Origin of the sequence: Vibrio sp. 10N.222.52.B12, assembly GCF_002875385.1 — a bacterium.
GTDB classification, from domain to species: domain Bacteria; phylum Pseudomonadota; class Gammaproteobacteria; order Enterobacterales; family Vibrionaceae; genus Vibrio; species Vibrio jasicida.
The window spans coordinates 4,354-23,763 of sequence record NZ_MDAW01000002.1; the positions used below are offsets into that span (position 1 = coordinate 4,354).

Consider the following 19,410-nt stretch of genomic DNA (forward strand, 5'->3'; position numbering starts at 1 on the left):
CCTGTTTCCTGTTTCCTGTTTTAGTTCGGCCAAGTATCCGGTACAACAAACCAAAATTGACCACTCTTTGTTTGAGCGTGAATAAACCTATCTGATGGTTTATCGATGGGTTCTAAGAATTCCTCATTGCCAATTGCCCATAGTGGTTTGGAAAGAGCATATAAAGGTTCTTTAATCCCTTCCCATTGGCTTTGATAACACCAATTGCCGGATATTTGGCTTTGGTTTAGCTCGTAACCTAAACAGGTTGTAGGGGTTGGCTCGTCTGAAAAAGGATTTACATAGAGGCGACCTTGCATCAGCAAGTGTTCGCTCAGTGTGGCGTCTAATGGTAACTGTTGGTGGAACTCTTCTCTCTGGCTCATTTTTAGTTGGTGAGTGAGCATACGATTGAGTTTCTTATGCAGTTGGTCATGTGCATTCGGGCCATACCAAATGCCTTCATTCAGTAAGTAAAATTTGATGGCCACTTCCCAATGCTCGTATTGTTTGGTTTCCTGATTCTCGAGGATCAAATCGACGGCGCCAATTGTGCGGCCAGCCGTGTCGTTGAGTTGAATCTCTTCAGCAACCAGTTCATATCGAGGCGAGCAAGTCAGTAGCTTGGTGCAAAGGTGTTGGTAAAGGAAGCCAAGTCGTGGATTGCCATCGTAATCTTCATTGTCCGATAGAGGTGGTGTCAGAATGTCTTCGACGGTGACAAAGGGCGTTTGAAGTTTAAAAAGTGGTGGGGTGCTAGCAATCCATTGATAGAAACGTTGTAGAGAATTCATCCATTATCCTTGTTGTCGCAGGCAGAGCCTTTCTATTGTATCGAAATTTATTCTGGTTGGGGATGCCACAACTAGCATCCTGATCACGGTTCGATATACACTTTGTTTAAGCCACAAGTATTGGAAGTAACAATGAATAATTTACAGCTGGAAAAGATCCTTAACGAGAAATTATCGCCGCAACTTATTAAAGACTACGCACCGAATGGAATGCAAGTTGAAGGCAAATCAGAAATCAAACGCATCGTGACAGGCGTAACGGCCTCACAAGCATTGATCGATAAAGCCATCGAGTTAGAGGCTGATGCACTGCTTGTTCATCACGGATACTTTTGGAAAGGTGAACCAGAGCCAATTCGTGGTATGAAAGGAAAGCGTATCCGCAGTTTGATCAAAAGTGACATCAACCTTTACGGCTACCATTTACCGCTAGATATTCATCCTGAGTTGGGTAACAACGCAGAGTTGGCACGCTTGCTAGACATTGAAGTGGAAGGTGGCTTAGAAGGACACCCTCAATCTGTCGCTCTGTTTGGCCGCTTGAAACAAACAATGACTGGCGCTGACTTCACGAACAAAATCAATCACGTATTAAACCGTGAACCTTTGCATATCGCGCCTGACAATGCAGAAAAAATGATTGAGACGGTAGGTTGGTGTACCGGCGGTGGTCAAGACTTCATTGAGCTTGCGGCTCAGCATGGATTAGATGCATTTATTTCGGGCGAGATCTCAGAGCGTACGACTTACACGGCTCGTGAATTGGATATCCATTACTTCTCTGCAGGTCATCACGCAACCGAACGTTACGGCATTAAAGCGTTGGGTGAATGGTTAGCGCAGGAGCACGGTTTAGACGTTACGTTTATTGATATTGATAACCCAGTATAGAAGGGGTGGGCTTTGTCCTTTGAGATGCGAAAGTGTTACGCAATTATCTCTCGCATCTTGAGGCGAAGTGTTCCATAGAGCGAAGCTCGTTCTCATCTTTTCCAAATAGAAAGGGTTGACGCTTTCACGTCAACCCCAACACTTATCCGATTCTCGATTCTCGATTCTAACGCCTACTCACGCTCGTGCAGTGGAGAGAACTCGCGTTGAGTTTCACCAGTGTATAGCTGACGAGGACGACCGATTCGGTTTAGTGGGTCGCTGTGCATTTCGTTCCAGTGAGCAATCCAACCGATAGTACGAGAAATCGCGAAGATTACCGTAAACATCGATACAGGAATACCGATCGCTTTTAGGATGATGCCTGAGTAGAAGTCTACGTTCGGGTATAGCTTCTTAGACACGAAGTATTCGTCAGAAAGAGCAATACGTTCAAGTTCCATTGCAACGTCTAGCAGTGGATCCTTGATGTTTAGCTCTTTTAGTACTTCGTGACATGTTTCACGCATTACCGTTGCACGTGGATCGTAGTTTTTGTAAACGCGGTGACCGAAGCCCATTAGACGGAATGGATCATCTTTGTCTTTTGCACGCTCTACGTACTCAGGGATGTTATCTACGCTTCCGATTTCTTCAAGCATCTTCAGACACGCTTCGTTTGCACCACCGTGCGCAGGACCCCATAGAGAAGCAATACCTGCGGCAATACATGCGAACGGGTTCGCACCAGAAGAACCGGACAAACGAACCGTTGATGTCGATGCATTTTGTTCGTGATCTGCGTGAAGCGTGAAGATCTTATCCATCGCACGAGCAACAACAGGGTTTACTTCGTATTCTTCACATGGGTTTGCGTACATCATGTGTAGGAAGTTTTCTGCGTAGCTTAAGTCGTTACGAGGATAGATAAATGGCTGACCGATAGAGTACTTGTAACACATCGCCGCCAATGTTGGCATTTTAGACAGTAGACGGTACGCCGCGATCTCACGGTGCTCGTCGTTGTTGATATCGAGTGAATCGTGGTAGAAGGCCGCTAGTGCACCAACCACACCACACATTACTGCCATTGGGTGTGCATCACGTCGGAAGCCATGGAAGAAGCTTGCGATTTGTTCATGCACCATCGTATGGCGAGTAACCGTTGTTTTGAATTGCTCGTATTGCTCACGGGTAGGGGCTTCACCATAAAGCAGGATGTAACATACTTCCAAGTAATCTGCGTTATTGGCTAATTGATCAATCGGGTAGCCGCGGTGCAAAAGAATACCTTTGCCGCCGTCGATGTACGTGATTGATGATTCACAAGATGCAGTGGCAAGAAAACCTGGGTCAAAAGTAAAGTAACCATTGGCTCCCAGTTTACGAACATCAATCACAGGTGTACCTAGCGTACCGTCCATAATTGGCAGTTCGATCGGCGCATGACCTTCAACGTGAAGGGTAGCTTTCTTATCCGCCATAACAATCTCCTTTGTTTATTATTTAATCCGTCCAGGATGTTTATGTGCCATTTTTGTACTGTTGTTAAAGCTTAAAGTCAATTTTTCTCCATTTTTGTGTGCACTTGTTATGATTTTTCTCATGAAAATCGTTAAAAATCTGTTCTATGTAGCATAATTTGTTACATCAATTGTATTAGAATGTTGCTGGCCGTATATTGGCACAGAAAATTTTAGTTAAATCCTTATAAATTCGGGGCTGGAAACAAAAGTGAGGTTTGTTTACTGACTCCGTTTGTTAACGAAGTGTTTACAATTATCTCCGAGCATATTGCGAGTATTTGTTAATCAAGTGTTAACTTTTGTACGTTTGGAAGCTGAAATTGGTTATAACAATAAATGCTCAATGGAGCTGAGTGAGCAAGCCCGTGAAAGAAAGAAAGTCAAGACCTGTTAATTTAGATTTACAGACCATCCGCTTTCCCATCACAGCAATCGCGTCCATCCTACATCGTGTGTCGGGTGTGATTACGTTTGTTGCGGTGGGCATATTGCTTTGGTTACTGTCCATTTCTCTGTCATCCCCGATGGGTTTTATGGAAGCCGCTGATATCGTCGATAGCTTCTTCGTGAAATTCATTCTGTGGGGAATTCTAACTGCACTTGCCTACCACATCGCTGGTGGTGTCCGTCACCTGTTGATGGACCTAGGCCATTTCGAAGAACTCGATTCAGGCGCGATGAGCGCTAAAGTCGCATTTGGTGCTACTGCAGTATTATCACTATTGGCGGGGATCTTGGTATGGTAAAACACGTCTCTTCATTTGGTCGTAATGGTGTCCACGATTTCTTATTGATTCGTGCATCAGCAATCATTATGACGCTATACACGATTTATCTGATTAGCTTCTGCGCTTTCTCAGATATCTCTTACGCATCTTGGACCCAATTCTTTGGTGGTACGTTCACCAAAGTTTTCACCATGTTGGCCTTAGTCTCAATTCTAATTCACGCGTGGGTTGGTTTGTGGCAGGTGTTAACGGATTACATTAAGCCCGCGATACTTCGTGGTGCATTGCAACTTGGTGTTATTGCCGTTTTATTCGGCTATGTTTTCTCTGGTCTATTTATTCTGTGGGGTGCGTAAGTGTCTATTCCAGTTCGTGAGTTTGATGCCGTAGTAATCGGCGCTGGTGGTGCGGGTATGCGCGCTGCACTACAAATTTCGGAGCAAGGCCTGTCATGTGCGTTGCTATCTAAAGTTTTCCCAACACGTTCACACACTGTTTCTGCTCAAGGTGGTATTACGGTTGCGCTAGGTAATGCGCACGAAGATCATTGGGAACAGCACATGTACGATACGGTTAAAGGTTCTGACTATATCGGTGACCAAGACGCAATCGAATACATGTGTAAGAACGGCCCTGAATCTGTTATCGAGCTAGAGAAAATGGGTCTTCCTTTCTCTCGTTTTGATAACGGCACTATTTATCAACGCCCGTTTGGTGGCCAGTCAAAGAACTTTGGTGGCGAGCAAGCTGCGCGTACAGCGGCAGCGGCTGACCGTACTGGTCACGCACTCCTGCACACGCTATACCAACAAAACATCAAGCACAAAACAACGGTATTCTCTGAGTGGTATGCTCTTGATATCGTTAAAAATGAAGATGGTGTTGTTCTAGGCTGTACGGCGCTATGCATGGAAACGGGTGAAGTGTGCTACTTCAAATCGAAAGCAACCATCTTAGCAACGGGTGGTGCAGGTCGTATTTACGCATCAACGACTAACGCGCACATCAATACTGGTGATGGTGTTGGTATGGCACTTCGTGCTGGTGTCCCAATGCAAGACATGGAAATGTGGCAGTTCCACCCAACGGGTATCGCTGGCGCAGGTGTTCTTGTTACTGAAGGTTGTCGTGGTGAGGGTGGTTACCTTCTAAACAAGGACGGCGAACGCTTCATGGAGCGTTACGCACCAAACGCGAAAGACCTTGCTGGTCGTGACGTGGTTGCACGTTCAATGATGATTGAAATCCGTGAAGGTCGTGGCTGTGATGGCCCTTGGGGTCCACATATTAAATTGAAACTTGATCACCTAGGTAAAGATACACTGGAGTCTCGTTTACCGGGCGTTTGTGAGTTGTCTCGTACATTTGCGCACGTTGATCCGGTCAAAGAGCCAATCCCGGTAATTCCTACGTGTCACTATATGATGGGTGGTATTCCTACTCAGGTATCAGGCCAAGCGATTAAGCAAGATGAAAGCGGCGCGGATGTTGAAGTTCAAGGCCTATTCGCTTGTGGTGAAATTGCATCAGTATCAGTACACGGTGCTAACCGTCTTGGCGGTAACTCACTACTAGACTTGGTGGTATTTGGTCGTGCAACAGGTCTGCACCTAGGTGAAACTCTGCTTAAACAAGCTGATGCGAAACCTGCAACTGAAGCAGACATTGAACGTTCACTAGAGCGTTACAACCGTTGGGAAAATAGCACTGACGGTGAAGATCCAGCGCAAATTCGTAAAGACCTACAACAATGTATGCAAAACAACTTCTCGGTATTCCGTGAAGGTGATGCAATGGCTAAAGGTCTTGAAGAGCTTAAAGTTATCCGTGAGCGTCTGAAGAACGCACACCTTGCTGACAAATCGACAGAGTTCAACACTCAACGTATTGAGTGTCTAGAACTAGAGAACTTGATGGAAACAGCATACGCAACAGCTGTAGCAGCAAACTACCGCACAGAAAGCCGTGGTGCACATGCTCGCTTTGACTTCCCAGACCGTGATGATGAGCAGTGGTTATGCCACTCAATCTACAACCCGGAAACGGAAGCAATGGCTAAACGTGGTGTAAACATGGAGCCAATCCATCGTGAAGCATTTCCGCCAAAAGCACGTACGTACTAAGGAAAGGAGGGTAATATTATGAAACTGAATTTCTCTTTGTACCGCTACAACCCGGATGTCGACCAAAAGCCGTACATGAAAGACTACACGCTTGAGGTTGAAGAAGGATCAGACATGATGCTTCTGGATGCCTTGATCCTTTTGAAGGAGCAAGACCCTAGCATTGCATTCCGTCGTTCATGTCGTGAAGGTGTGTGTGGTTCTGATGGCCTTAACATGAATGGTAAAAACGGATTAGCGTGTATTACACCTTTATCTGCTTTGAAAGGCGATAAGCTCGTCATTCGACCATTACCTGGTCTGCCTGTTGTACGTGATCTTATCGTTGACATGACTCAGTTCTACGATAACTATGCGAAAGTTAAGCCTTTCTTGATTGACGATGGTGCTCTTCCACCGTCTCGTGAAAACTTACAATCGCCTGATGAGCGTGCGCATCTAGATGGCTTGTACGAATGTATTATGTGTGCATGTTGTACGACATCTTGTCCGTCTTTCTGGTGGAACCCTGATAAATTTATCGGCCCTGCTGGTCTTTTAGCGGCCTATCGTTGGTTAATTGATAGCCGAGATACAGCGACTGATGAACGTTTGTCCGATCTTGATGATGCATTTAGCGTTTTTCGTTGCCATGGCATCATGAATTGTGTAAGTGTTTGTCCTAAGGGGCTAAATCCAACGAAAGCCATCGGTCATATCAAGTCGATGTTGGTCAATCGTTCGATTTAATTAACAACAAAAAATTGCCGACCTAAATGGGTCGGCTCTTAATAGCTCGGCGCAGACCGCAGCAAACGTGAAAACTACTGGTTAAGGGAAAATATGCACAACGGCGTGATGAAGGCATGGCTCGAGTCTTCACACTTGGCTGGCGCCAATGCAACGTATGTAGAAGACCTCTACGAACTGTATCTAAGTGACCCCGATCTGGTAAGTGAGGAGTGGAAACGTGTATTCGATGAGTTGCCAAAGAACTCAGAAGAAGTGGCTGATCAGCCACACTCGCGTGTCCGCGACTACTTCCGACGACTCGCTCAAGAAACAAAGCATTACAGTGTCCAAGTTAGTGATCCAGATGTCGACGCTAAGCAAGTAAAAGTTCTCCAGCTTATCAACGCATACCGTTTCCGCGGTCATGAAGCTGCAGAGCTCGATCCTCTAGGTCTATGGCAACGTCCACCTGTGGCGGAGCTAGACCCTGCATTCCACAATCTCACCGAAGATGACTTCGCAGAAACTTTTAACGTAGGTTCTTTCGCCGTCGGCCAAGAAACCATGCAGTTAAAAGATATCTACTCAGCACTTAAGAAAACCTACTGTGGTTCGATTGGTGCAGAATACATGCACATGACAGACACAGAACAAAAACGTTGGATTCAACAGCGTTTAGAGTCTGTCGTTGGTCAGCCATCTTTCGATAAAGACGAAAAGCGTACATTTCTTGAGGAGCTAACGGCTGCTGAAGGTCTAGAGCGTTACTTGGGCGCAAAATTCCCAGGGGCGAAACGCTTCTCGCTAGAAGGTGGCGATGCACTGATTCCGATGACGAAAGAACTGATTCGACATGCTGGTACAAGCGGTATGCGTGAAGTTGTGATCGGTATGGCTCACCGCGGACGTTTAAACATGTTGGTTAACGTTCTAGGTAAGAAGCCACAAGATTTGTTCGATGAGTTTGCGGGCAAGCACGATGATACATGGGGTACTGGCGATGTTAAGTACCACCAAGGTTTCTCTGCTGACTTTGCGACGCCAGGTGGTGATGTTCACCTTGCGTTAGCCTTTAACCCATCTCACCTTGAGATTGTAAATCCAGTAGTTATTGGCTCTGTACGAGCTCGTCAAGATCGCTTAGGTGATTTTGAGGGCAGTCGCGTACTACCAATCACTATTCATGGCGACTCTGCGATCGCAGGACAGGGTGTGGTTGCCGAGACGTTCAACATGTCTCTTGCTCGTGGCTTCTGTGTTGGTGGTACGGTGCGTATTGTTGTAAACAACCAAGTTGGTTTTACAACATCAAACCCTCGCGATACACGCTCTACCATGTACTGTACAGATATCGCTAAGATGGTACAGGCTCCGATTTTCCACGTTAATGCTGATGATCCAGAAGCGGTAGCATTCGTTACCCGTATTGCACTGGATTACCGTAATGAGTTCAAACGTGATGTTGTCATTGACTTGGTTTGTTACCGTCGTCATGGTCACAACGAAGCCGATGAGCCAAACGCAACTCAGCCATTGATGTACCAAAAAATCAAGAAGCACCCAACGCCTCGTAAGCTTTATGCAGATGTACTGATCGATAAAAACGAATCAGACATTGAAGTCGCGACGCAATTGGTCAATGAATACCGCGACGCGCTAGATAAAGGCGAAGTTGTGGTGAAAGAATGGCGTCCAATGGCGTTGCATTCGGTTGACTGGTCTCCATACCTTGGTCACGACTGGGATGTGGATTGGGACAACAAATTTGATGAGACTCGCCTTAAAGAGCTTGGTCAGCGCCTAATTCAATACCCAGATAGTCATAAACTGCAAAGCCGCGTAAACAAGCTTTATAACGATCGTTCTGCAATGATCAGTGGTGAAAAAGCAATTGACTGGGGCATGGCTGAGACACTGGCATACGCTACGATCGTTGATGACGGCAAGCGTATTCGTATCTCGGGTCAGGATTCTGGCCGTGGTACGTTCTTCCACCGTCACTCTGTTTTGCATAACCAAAATGATGCAAGTACATACATTCCGCTAGCAAATATTCATGACAAACAAGGTCCATTCCAAGTGTTTGACTCTGTGTTGTCAGAAGAAGCCGTATTGGCGTTTGAGTACGGTTATGCGACAGCAGAACCAAGTGGTTTGACTATTTGGGAAGCTCAATTCGGTGACTTTGCAAACGGCGCACAAGTCGTGATTGACCAGTTCATCTCATCAGGTGAACAAAAATGGGCACGCCTATGTGGTCTAACGATGTTGCTACCTCACGGTTACGAAGGTCAAGGTCCTGAGCACTCATCTGCGCGTCTTGAGCGTTACCTACAATTATGTGCTGAACAGAATATGCAGGTTGTAGTGCCATCTACGCCAGCACAGGTTTATCACATGATTCGTCGCCAAGTGGTGCGCCCTATGCGTCGCCCACTGATTGTTATGTCACCTAAGTCGCTACTGCGTCATCCACTTTGTACTTCAACGTTGGAAGAATTGTCTGATGGCACATTCCAACCAGCGATTCCTGAGATTGATAATCTGGAACCGAGCAAAGTGAAACGTGTTGTGTTCTGTTCAGGAAAGGTTTACTTCGACCTTCTAGAACAACGTCGCAACAACGAACAAGATGATGTTGCTATTGTACGTGTTGAGCAACTGTACCCATTCCCTCTGGATGAAGTACAAGCTGCCATCGAACAATACACGAATGTTGAAGATTTTGTTTGGTGTCAGGAAGAGCCTCAAAACCAAGGTGCTTGGTACTGCAGTCAACACAACTTCCGTGCTGCAATTCCAGCAGGTGCAGATCTTAAATACGCAGGTCGCCCAGCTTCTGCTTCGCCAGCAGTAGGCTACATGTCGGTGCACTTGAAACAACAAAAAGCGTTGGTTGAAGACGCTCTGAACGTGAACTCAAAAACTTCGAATTAAGAACTAGAAGTTAAAGGAAGAAACAGATATGACAATTGAAATTCTGGTTCCAGATTTACCTGAATCAGTTGCTGACGCAACCGTAGCGACATGGCACAAACAACCAGGCGACGCGGTAGAGCGTGATGAAGTTCTGGTTGATATCGAAACCGATAAAGTGGTGCTTGAAGTTCCAGCTCCGGAAGCTGGCGTTTTAGAAGCCATTATTGAAGTAGAAGGTGCGACGGTACTTTCTAAACAACTGCTTGCAAAGCTTAAGCCAGGCGCGGTAGCGGGTGAGCCGACAACAGACTCAACAGAAGACAAAGAAGCGTCTCCTGATAAGCGTCACAAAGCAACGCTAACAGAAGAGAGCAACGATGCGCTAAGCCCAGCGGTTCGTCGTCTTCTTGCTGAACACGGTCTTGAAGCTAGCCAAGTGAAAGGCTCTGGTGTTGGCGGTCGTATTACTCGAGAAGACATTGAAGCGCACCTTGCAAATGCAAAAGCGGCACCAAAAGCGGAAGCTCCAGCAGCCGTTGAAGCGCCTGCAGCGGCTCGCAGCCAAAAACGTGTTCCAATGACGCGTCTGCGTAAGACAGTGGCAAACCGTCTTCTAGAAGCGAAGAACAACACGGCAATGCTAACCACGTTTAACGAAGTGAACATGAAGCCAATCATGGACCTTCGTAAGCAATACAAAGACCAGTTCGAAGAACGCCACGGTACTCGTCTTGGTTTCATGTCTTTCTACGTGAAAGCAGTAACAGAAGCACTAAAACGTTACCCAGAAGTGAACGCATCTATCGATGGTGATGATATCGTTTACCACAACTACTTCGACATCAGCATGGCAGTTTCTACGCCACGTGGTCTAGTGACGCCAGTTCTAAAAGATTGTGACACACTAGGTTTCGCTGACATCGAAAAAGGCATCAAAGAGTTAGCAATCAAAGGCCGTGACGGCAAGCTGACCGTTGATGAACTGATGGGCGGTAACTTCACTATCACCAATGGCGGTGTATTTGGTTCATTGATGTCTACGCCAATCATTAACCCACCACAATCGGCAATCTTGGGTATGCACAAAATCCAAGAGCGTCCAATGGCGGTTGATGGCAAAGTAGAAATCTTGCCGATGATGTACCTAGCACTATCTTACGACCACCGTTTGATTGATGGCCGTGAGTCAGTGGGCTTCCTGGTAACCATTAAAGAGCTACTAGAAGATCCAGCGCGTCTGTTATTAGACGTTTAATATCGCTAAAACGTCGAGTTATCCTTGATGGCTCGACGTCTACAGCATCCAAGGCTAGACTGGCTCAGCGTCTGGCCTTCATTTGAACTGCCCCCGATATAAACTTATAAGCAGTTGATTTGAGAAGACCCTACAGACGTACCGTATGAAGCGGCGTTATGGAAATAATAAATCCCCTAAGGGATAAACAAACGGAATATCAAAATGAATTTGCACGAATACCAAGCCAAACAGCTGTTTGCAGAATTCGGTTTGCCTGTACCAGAAGGCTACGCATGTGATACGCCACAAGAAGCTTTCGAAGCGGCGGGTCGCATCACTACTGAAAAGAAAGTCGTTAAATGTCAGGTTCACGCTGGTGGTCGCGGTAAAGCGGGCGGCGTAGAACTACACGATACAAAAGACGGCGTAAAAGAATTCGCACAAAAATGGCTAGGTAAGAACTTGGTTACTTACCAAACAGACGCAAATGGTCAGCCTGTTACTAAAATCCTTGTAGAAGAAGCATCTAACATTGCGAACGAACTTTACCTGGGTGCGGTTGTAGACCGCGCAACTCGTAAGATCGTTTTCATGGCTTCGACTGAAGGTGGTGTAGAAATCGAAAAAGTTGCGGAAGAAACGCCGGAGCTAATCCATAAAGCGGCAATCGATCCACTTGTAGGCCCTCAAGCTTACCAAGGTCGCGAGCTAGCATTCAAACTTGGCCTTGAAGGCGATCAAATCAAACAATTCGTTAAGATCTTTATGGGCCTTGGCGCGATGTTCTCTCAGTACGACCTAGCGCTACTAGAAATCAACCCGCTTGTCATTACAGGTGAAGGTAACCTTCTTTGCCTTGACGGCAAAATCAACATTGACTCAAACGCAATGTACCGTCAGCCAAAGCTTCGTGAAATGCACGATCCTTCACAAGAAGACGAGCGTGAAGCACACGCAGCTCAGTGGGAACTGAACTACGTAGCTCTTGATGGCAACGTTGGCTGTATGGTTAACGGTGCAGGCCTTGCAATGGGTACGATGGATATCGTAAACCTACATGGCGGCAAGCCAGCAAACTTCCTTGATGTAGGTGGCGGCGCGACAAAAGAGCGTGTAGCTGAAGCATTCAAGATCATCCTTTCTGATGACAATGTTAGTGCAGTACTAGTAAACATCTTCGGTGGTATCGTTCGTTGTGACATGATCGCTGAAGGTATTATCGGTGCGGTTAAAGAAGTAGGCGTAACAGTTCCTGTAGTTGTTCGTCTAGAAGGTACAAACGCAGACCTAGGTCGCGAAGTACTTGCGAATTCTGACGTTGATATCATTGCAGCTGAATCTCTAACAGATGCTGCTCAGAAAGTTGTTGCTGCTGCGGAGGCTAAATAATGTCTGTATTAATTAACAAAGACACTAAAGTAATCTGTCAGGGTTTCACTGGCGGTCAAGGTACATTCCACTCAGAGCAAGCTATCGCATACGGTACGCAAATGGTTGGTGGTGTATCTCCTGGTAAAGGTGGTCAAACTCACCTTGGTCTTCCAGTATTCAACACAGTACGTGAAGCTGTAGAAGTAACTGGCGCGACAGCAACCGTTATCTACGTGCCAGCACCTTTCTGTAAAGATGCAATCCTAGAAGCGATTGACGCAGGTATCGAGCTGATCGTAACGATCACTGAAGGTATCCCAACAACAGATATGATCGACGTTAAAGTGAAGCTAGAAGAAACTGGCGTTCGCATGATCGGTCCTAACTGTCCAGGTCTTATCACTCCAGACGAGTGTAAGATTGGTATCATGCCTGGTCACATCCACAAGAAAGGTAAAGTAGGTATCGTATCTCGCAGCGGTACTCTTACTTACGAAGCAGTTAAACAAACAACAGATGAAGGCTTCGGTCAGTCTACATGTGTTGGTATCGGTGGTGACCCAATCCCAGGTTCAAACTTTATTGATATCCTAAAATTGTTCCAAGAAGACCCGGAAACTGAAGCAATCGTAATGATTGGTGAAATCGGTGGTACTGCGGAAGAAGAAGCTGCGGCGTTCATCAAAGAGAACGTAACTAAGCCAGTGGTTTCTTATATTGCAGGTGTTACTGCTCCTCCTGGTAAACGTATGGGGCACGCAGGTGCGATCATCTCTGGTGGTAAAGGTACTGCTGAAGACAAATTCGCAGCTCTAGAAGCGGCAGGCGTAAAGACTGTTAAATCTCTAGCAGAGATTGGCAAAGGTCTACGTGAAGTGACTGGTTGGTAAGAAGCCAAACCAATACAAAAGCATTAACAAGCCTGCGATTTCGCAGGCTTTTCTTTTTGTCTTACGCTTTGCGCCTAATCAGTTGGCTAAGCATAAATAGGGATGTCGCGCTAATCACAACAGAAGGACCTGCGGGTGTATCGAAATGCCAAGACAGACTGAGTCCCATTAATACAGCAACAGAGCCAATGATTGAGGCGAAAAAGGCCATTTGTTCCGGCGATGAAGAGACTTTACGTGCGGTTGCTGCAGGGATGATCAATAGGGAAGTCATAATCAGTGCCCCAACAAACTTCATACCTACGGCGATAACAATACCGACCATCAGCATTAATACTAAGCGCACTAAATCTGTATTTACGCCTTCGACAGCAGCTAACTCTTCACTTACGGTGCTCGATAACAATGGACGCCAGAAAAAGTACAAACATGCACTTACAGCCACAACACCTGCGTAAATGAACATTAAGTCTTGTGGAGAAACGGCGAGTAAATCACCAAATAGGTAGCTCATCAAGTCAATGCGAACATTATCCAAGAAGCTCACAGAAACTAAGCCGATGGAAAGGGCGCTATGAGCTAAAATACCTAGTAGGGTATCGGTGGCAACGAGTTGCTGTTTTTGTAGCGTTACGAGCAACACCGCAAGGGCTAAACAGCACACTAAAAGAGCCAGATACAAATTTACATTAAGCAGAAAGCCAAGGGCGAGTCCCATTAGGGAAGCATGCGCTAACGTATCACCAAAGTAAGCCATTTTCCGCCACACGACGAAAGAGCCTAATGGTCCTGCAATAATGGCAATACCAATGCCAGCAAGAATAGAAGGCAGTAAAAACTCAATCATGGTGGTGATGTCCGTGGTTATGTTGTGAGCAAGATGTCGCATCGCCTGTTACAGGAGAGCCAGCAAGATCGTGATGATGGTGTTCATGATCATGATGATAAAAAGCAAGCGATTCACGAGTCGCGTTACCAAATAGAGCGATGTACGACGGATGCTGAGTAATCGTCGCTGGTGAGCCAGAGCAACAAACATGATGGTGCAAACATATGACATCATCTGTTTTCGCCATTACCAGATGCAGGTCGTGCGATACCATGAATACACCACAATCGAAGCGATGACGAATGCTTTCGATTAAATCGTATAAGTCAATCTGACCTTGAATATCAACGCCTTGAGCTGGTTCATCAAGTACTAAGAGTTCTGGTCGCTGGAGTAGAGCACGAGCGAGCAATACCCGCTGGTTCTCACCACCAGACAAGCGATGCATATTGCTATTTAGTAAGTGTTCCGCTCCAACTAATCTCAAAGCATCTAGGCATTCTTGTTTGCTGTATTTCCCAGCAAGATTAAGGAATCGAACGACATTGAGAGGCAGAGAGTCGTTGAGTTTCAGTTTCTGAGGAACATATCCAATCTTCAGCTTTCGTTTGTTCGTAAGTTTGCCACTTGTCGGTTTTTGTAACCCTAAAATGACTCGAACTAAAGTGGATTTTCCCGCTCCGTTGGGACCGATAAGAGTAGTGATTTTACCCTTTTCTAATTCCATGCTGATGTTATCAAGAACTCTACGACCATCGAATTCGACGCACAGCTGTTCAAGACGGACTAATGAAGACATGAATGAAACTCATTTGCAAACTGATAATGTTATAATGTAACATTATCTCACTTTCAACGCCATATCCCAAGTAAAACTATGAAAAGAGCACTAATTCTTGCTGCTTCAGCAATACTAACTTTACCTGCACACGCAGTGACCGTGTTAACTAGCATCAAACCTATTCAAATGATCACAACTGAGCTAACGGAAGGTGTAACAACACCGGATGTGTTACTTCAGAATAATGCCTCTCCTCATGATTATGCTTTGCGTCCTTCGGATGTAAAAAAAGCGGCTGCGGCTGATCTTGTTATTTGGTATGGGCATGATTTAGAACCCTTCCTTGAAAAAGTGGTAGCAGACAAAGACAACACGCTTACCGTAAGTAAAATCCCAGACCTTAAATTGCGTGAATTTGGTAGCGAGCATGCTCACGACCATGATGGGCACGATCACGGTACCCATGATCCTCATTTTTGGCTTGGTATTGAAACCGTTCAACAAGTCGCTAACGCGATCGCCCATAAACTCGCTGAAATCGATCCTGCTAATGCCAGCACTTATGCAGCAAACCTGAAAAAATTTGATGAACATCTGAAAACGACAGACGCAGAAATTAAGCAAGAGCTTACGCCAGTTAAAGACAAGGGGTACTTCGTTTTCCATGATGCCTATGGTTACTTTGAAGAGCGTTATGGGCTAAATCAAATGGGCCACTTTACTGTCTCTCCTGATCGCAAGCCTGGCGCAAAAACATTGATTCATATCCGTAAAACACTAGGGACGGGCGATGTAGCATGTGTCTTTTCTGAGCCACAGTTTACTCCTGCAGTGATCGAAAGTGTTATGCGTGGTAATGATGTGAACACTGGCGTACTTGATCCGCTAGGCAGTGAAATTGATGTACAGTCAGGCAGTTACTTTGCATTTCTGAAACAAATGTCGAATAGCTTTAGTCAATGTTTGAGCGAAAAGTAACAAATGTGTTGTTACTCCTTACACTGAATTCGTTTTTAACGTGATCCAACAGTAAGAATTGCAACCTTTGGCGCAGTGAGTCTTTCCTATTAAAGGATTTGAAGTATCATTATCAATAATTAGCGGCTCGAAATAACCATATTGACACTTAGCTATGGAAGGCATGAGTGTACAAGAGCACGCACGTATTGATACATGTAAGGATTTCAACTTGCTGCGCCCATTAGCCCTATTTTTTGGGTTTTTTATCCTCTCATTTCAAGCGTTTGCTTCAAGTGAAGCGAATGCGATCTTCTACCCTTTGCCAAATCAGGTTAAGGGCACTTTTATTGCGGCGAAAAAATTGTTTCCTGGTGAACAGGGCGGGCTATGGATCCATGATGTTCACGGCAGAGTATTGTTCTATGACGGTCAAACGACGCTTCCCAAATCAGGCAGTTTCCTGCCAGCGAGAGAAGAACAATTAGCCTATCACAAAGGGTCATTTTGGACCTTTGTTGAAAATGAAGTTTATCAAACCTACCCAAATCGAGATCGTCGGCTAGTCTTTAGCCTCAATCCAGGCTCCCAAATACGTAAAATTGGTTCTTCGGGTCAATATATTTGGGTCAGTGATGGTGCGCATTTCTATACGTATAACATCGACACCAGCGAGCTGAATTCCTTCTCATTGCTCCAGCTTTATCAGCACAGCAACAACAGTTATGTATACATCAACGATGCCATATTTGTTGAAACAAAATGGGCCTTGGCGACGACATCAGGTGTCTACCTTTCTGAAGGCAATTCGTTTAACCACGTCGTTTCCTCAGGTAAGCACTACATAGAAAAAGTCTATTATTCGCATACTCGAAGGGAAATACTCATCGGAACGTTGAAAGGTGCGCTGATTTTCAATATTTACGAGCCTAACAAACCCGTGATCAGAATCGGAGCCTCCCATGTTTTGACGTTTGCAGAGACGAACCAAGAGTATTGGGTTGGTACGGAACAAGGGTTATATCTGTACTCTTTTTTGACTGGTGCTGTGACTCAGGTGACGCCTGCAAGTTTCTTGGAGATCGAATTAGCGAGTACCAAAATTTACTCTTTGTTGAACGATAATATGGGAGGAATGTGGATCGCGACGAATCAAGGGATTCGCTATTACTCACTATTCAGCAAAAAGTTTGAACGTATTACTTTCAGCAGTTATGACTCACAAACACTTTCTGGCCGTATTCGACAAACATTAACTGGCCCAGATGGCGTGTTATGGTTTGTCGATGACCACAACTTATATCGTTCTGGCTCTAAAGGTGTCATGAAAGTGATGAATTTAGCATCGCAAATCAATGAGTTTGCTTTCCAAGGCGACAGATTATGGCTGGCGACGTCTTCAGGATTAGAGATCTACAATTTAAATGATTTAGAACGTGTTAGTTATCCCTATTTAAGGGTTATGGCTGGTCGACCTATCGATCATATCGTTGCTGATGGTTCAACAAGACTGTGGGCTTCAAGTGGGTATCAATTATTTAATATTGATGTTTCTAGCCAAGAAGTTAGGAACTTTGGTAGTGATTGGTTAGTCAGCCAATACCTACCTGCTAAGATCACCCGTCTCTACGACAAAGAAGAACTGTTATTGATTGGTACTGACCACGGTGTGTACGAGTACGATGGAGAACGAATCCGATTCAACCGTTTCTCAGAAAAATACGGTGAATCCTTAGACATGATTACAGCAATCGATGGTTCTCAGTGGTTTGCCTCTGCATACGGCGTGTTTAAAACGATGCCAGGTAGTGATTCAAAGCAAGTCATGGAAATGAGTGTTTCCAACTCTCGTCCTGCATGTATGATCAGTGACTCTGAAGGCGTCTGGCTCGCATCGTCTGTTGGCCTGAGTTATTACCATTTGTCTGGTCAGTTAATGAAACATTATTCCTCTTCATCCGGCTTGATAAATAATGAGTTCTTGCCTGGTGTATGTAATACGATCAGGCGTGCTGAGGATAGTGACCGCCAACTTATCTTTGGTTCGCAATATGGGTTGGTCAAGGCTGATGCTTCTAAGCTTCTGGTGTCTAATACGCCAGAATCCAAGCTTATTGTTAGCCAAGTCATGTTAGAAAATGATGTGGTTCAAGTCGGAAGCGCCGATCTTTTGGAGATGAAGCTACCGTATGGGTCTTCTTTAAGTTTCCTTTTTGGTGTCATGCCTAAACCTGACAATCAGAATTTGTATTATCGCTTGCACGAAAATGAGAAGTGGCAAACTTTAGAAGGTGGGCAACTGACTCTAGAGCACCTGAATTCAGGAGAGTATCACTTACAAGTGAGCAATGACTCACAATTAGCCTCTGGAATGATAGGGCTTGATTCGAAATTTACTGTCTTGGAACCGTGGTATTTATCTAAACTCGCGATCACGGGTTTTACCATGGTGGTTATTGTCATTCTTGCTTTGATTATTTACTGGCGTTCTCGCTATGTACTACAGGCCAACCGTGACCTCGCTGCTCAAGTTACATTGAAAACAAACCAATTACGCCATCAAAGTCGTGTATTACTCACCAGTAATCAGCAGTTGAGAAAGCAAATACAGGTAAGAAACTTATTAGTCGACCATGTTGCCCAATCGATTAAGACAAGCGTCGATTCCATTGCCAATAGGTTGCCTATAGATCTGGACTCAGCAACCCAAGACCATCTTTCGAAAACCTACTGGCAACTTAACGAATTAAAGAGTTCGCCAGAAGATAGCAGCGGTGGCAGCCAAAATTACAACCTAAGCCAAATAACGCAGTCTGTCGTTGACGTATGGCGAGAGGATTTCTCGAAAGCTGGCATTGTTGTCGAGTTGGAAGATGCTAATAAATCCAGTCGAATCGCACTTGAGAGTTTTAATCTCGATGTTATCTTCAATAGCATCTTTGCTAATGCGATAAAGCGTTCATTCCGAGGTCAGTCAGTTAAGCTGGTCTTAGAGGAGGGAAATGACATTGTTTCGCTCAGCTTTATCGATTACGGAACTCAACTGCCTAGTAAAGTGTCGACGATGCGTCCTTCTAATACTACAAATGTAGACTTAAGTATGGACAACCTGCCTCAACTGGTATCGGTGAGTGGAGGACATTTATCAATGTTCGCCTCTGATGCTCAGAATAAAATCGAAATCACTTGGCCATGTGCGCAAGAGCTGAGCCATGTTGAGGAATCATTACCGGAATTTACCCAATCAGAACCAATATCGGAGAAAGTGTCACCGGAGCAAGAGTGGCTGATGAAAGTTTATCAATTAGTTGCAGAAAATTATCATGATGCGGAATTCGGTACCGCCTCTGCGGCGAAGTTGCTGTTTATGTCTGAACGTAGCTTACAGCGTCGTTTCAAATCCGCGTCATCGAGAACTTTCAAAGATTATCTTACAGAGGTGCGCTTAGAAACAGCATGTGAGCAACTATTAGCGGGTGAAAAAATCAGTGAGGTTGCATTTAATTGCGGCTTTAATGACCCTTCCTACTTCAGTCAAAAGTTTAAGCACCACTTCGGTTTACCTCCGTCTAAGTTTGCTATGACGCAAGAGAATCAAGTTAGCTAGATTCATTAGCTTTTGATGCTCTGCTATTAAATTGTTAAGCCCAGCTCGTTTTGATGCTGGGCTTTTTATTGGTTCATCGCGGCTTTCC

15 protein-coding genes are annotated in these 19,410 nt (G+C 45.2%); 11 read left to right on the plus strand and 4 right to left on the minus strand.

Annotation, left to right across the window (positions count from 1 at the left end; translation table 11 throughout):
* Positions 1 to 20: 20 nt before the first annotated feature.
* Positions 21 to 773 (minus strand): DUF1853 family protein, encoded by a 753-nt coding sequence (locus BCT11_RS00345; protein WP_102386834.1) that lies wholly within the window; start codon positions 771 to 773, stop codon positions 21 to 23.
* Positions 774 to 905: 132 nt separating this feature from the next.
* Between BCT11_RS00345 and BCT11_RS00350 the strand changes: the two genes are divergently transcribed.
* The gene (locus BCT11_RS00350) at positions 906 to 1,664 is read left to right on the plus strand and encodes a Nif3-like dinuclear metal center hexameric protein (RefSeq protein ID WP_102386835.1); all 759 of its coding nucleotides are present in this window, start codon (positions 906 to 908) and stop codon (positions 1,662 to 1,664) included.
* A 173-nt stretch (positions 1,665 to 1,837) separates the two neighbouring features.
* Here BCT11_RS00350 and BCT11_RS00355 read toward each other — a convergent pair whose 3' ends face one another.
* Positions 1,838 to 3,127: a citrate synthase gene (locus BCT11_RS00355; RefSeq protein ID WP_038865686.1), complete on the minus strand. Its 1,290-nt coding sequence runs from the start codon at positions 3,125 to 3,127 to the stop codon at positions 1,838 to 1,840.
* 395 nt (positions 3,128 to 3,522) lie between these two features.
* On the opposite strand from BCT11_RS00355, the gene sdhC reads away from it, so the two are divergent.
* From sdhC to sucD, 8 genes are all read left to right on the plus strand, one after another.
* The gene (gene sdhC, locus BCT11_RS00360; protein ID WP_005446421.1) at positions 3,523 to 3,915 is read left to right on the plus strand and encodes a succinate dehydrogenase cytochrome b556 subunit; all 393 of its coding nucleotides are present in this window, start codon (positions 3,523 to 3,525) and stop codon (positions 3,913 to 3,915) included.
* A complete protein-coding gene (sdhD, locus tag BCT11_RS00365) occupies positions 3,909 to 4,253 on the plus strand; it encodes a succinate dehydrogenase, hydrophobic membrane anchor protein (protein ID WP_038865684.1) in 345 nt (114 codons plus the stop codon). The genes sdhC and sdhD overlap by 7 nt, the downstream gene beginning before the upstream one ends.
* The gene (sdhA, locus tag BCT11_RS00370; RefSeq protein WP_038865683.1) at positions 4,254 to 6,020 is read left to right on the plus strand and encodes a succinate dehydrogenase flavoprotein subunit; all 1,767 of its coding nucleotides are present in this window, start codon (positions 4,254 to 4,256) and stop codon (positions 6,018 to 6,020) included.
* An 18-nt stretch (positions 6,021 to 6,038) separates the two neighbouring features.
* On the plus strand, positions 6,039 to 6,749 hold the full coding sequence (locus BCT11_RS00375; protein WP_038865681.1) for a succinate dehydrogenase iron-sulfur subunit: 711 nt from the start codon (positions 6,039 to 6,041) through the stop codon (positions 6,747 to 6,749).
* A gap of 93 nt (positions 6,750 to 6,842) precedes the next feature.
* Positions 6,843 to 9,668, plus strand: a complete 2,826-nt coding sequence (gene sucA, locus BCT11_RS00380; RefSeq protein ID WP_038877581.1) for a 2-oxoglutarate dehydrogenase E1 component — start codon at positions 6,843 to 6,845, stop codon at positions 9,666 to 9,668.
* A 28-nt stretch (positions 9,669 to 9,696) separates the two neighbouring features.
* Positions 9,697 to 10,905: a 2-oxoglutarate dehydrogenase complex dihydrolipoyllysine-residue succinyltransferase gene (odhB, locus tag BCT11_RS00385; RefSeq protein ID WP_038865677.1), complete on the plus strand. Its 1,209-nt coding sequence runs from the start codon at positions 9,697 to 9,699 to the stop codon at positions 10,903 to 10,905.
* A 204-nt stretch (positions 10,906 to 11,109) separates the two neighbouring features.
* Complete coding sequence (sucC, locus tag BCT11_RS00390) at positions 11,110 to 12,276, plus strand: ADP-forming succinate--CoA ligase subunit beta (protein WP_038877583.1); 1,167 nt, start codon at positions 11,110 to 11,112, stop codon at positions 12,274 to 12,276.
* Positions 12,276 to 13,148: a succinate--CoA ligase subunit alpha gene (sucD, locus tag BCT11_RS00395; protein ID WP_038877586.1), complete on the plus strand. Its 873-nt coding sequence runs from the start codon at positions 12,276 to 12,278 to the stop codon at positions 13,146 to 13,148. Before sucC ends, sucD begins: the two co-directional genes overlap by 1 nt.
* Before the next feature lie 61 nt (positions 13,149 to 13,209).
* Here the strand turns inward: sucD and znuB are convergent, their stop codons facing one another.
* Together znuB and znuC are read right to left on the minus strand one after the other, a co-directional pair.
* Positions 13,210 to 13,995, minus strand: coding sequence for a zinc ABC transporter permease subunit ZnuB (gene znuB / locus BCT11_RS00400; protein ID WP_038879265.1), 786 nt, complete (start codon positions 13,993 to 13,995; stop codon positions 13,210 to 13,212).
* On the minus strand, positions 13,988 to 14,776 hold the full coding sequence (gene znuC, locus BCT11_RS00405; RefSeq protein ID WP_038865671.1) for a zinc ABC transporter ATP-binding protein ZnuC: 789 nt from the start codon (positions 14,774 to 14,776) through the stop codon (positions 13,988 to 13,990). The genes znuB and znuC overlap by 8 nt, the downstream gene beginning before the upstream one ends.
* 78 nt (positions 14,777 to 14,854) lie before the next feature.
* On the opposite strand from znuC, the gene znuA reads away from it, so the two are divergent.
* A complete protein-coding gene (znuA, locus tag BCT11_RS00410; protein ID WP_039975575.1) occupies positions 14,855 to 15,736 on the plus strand; it encodes a zinc ABC transporter substrate-binding protein ZnuA in 882 nt (293 codons plus the stop codon).
* A 211-nt stretch (positions 15,737 to 15,947) separates the two neighbouring features.
* The gene (locus BCT11_RS00415; RefSeq protein WP_198593889.1) at positions 15,948 to 19,322 is read left to right on the plus strand and encodes an AraC family transcriptional regulator; all 3,375 of its coding nucleotides are present in this window, start codon (positions 15,948 to 15,950) and stop codon (positions 19,320 to 19,322) included.
* Positions 19,323 to 19,410: the final 88 nt, after the last annotated feature.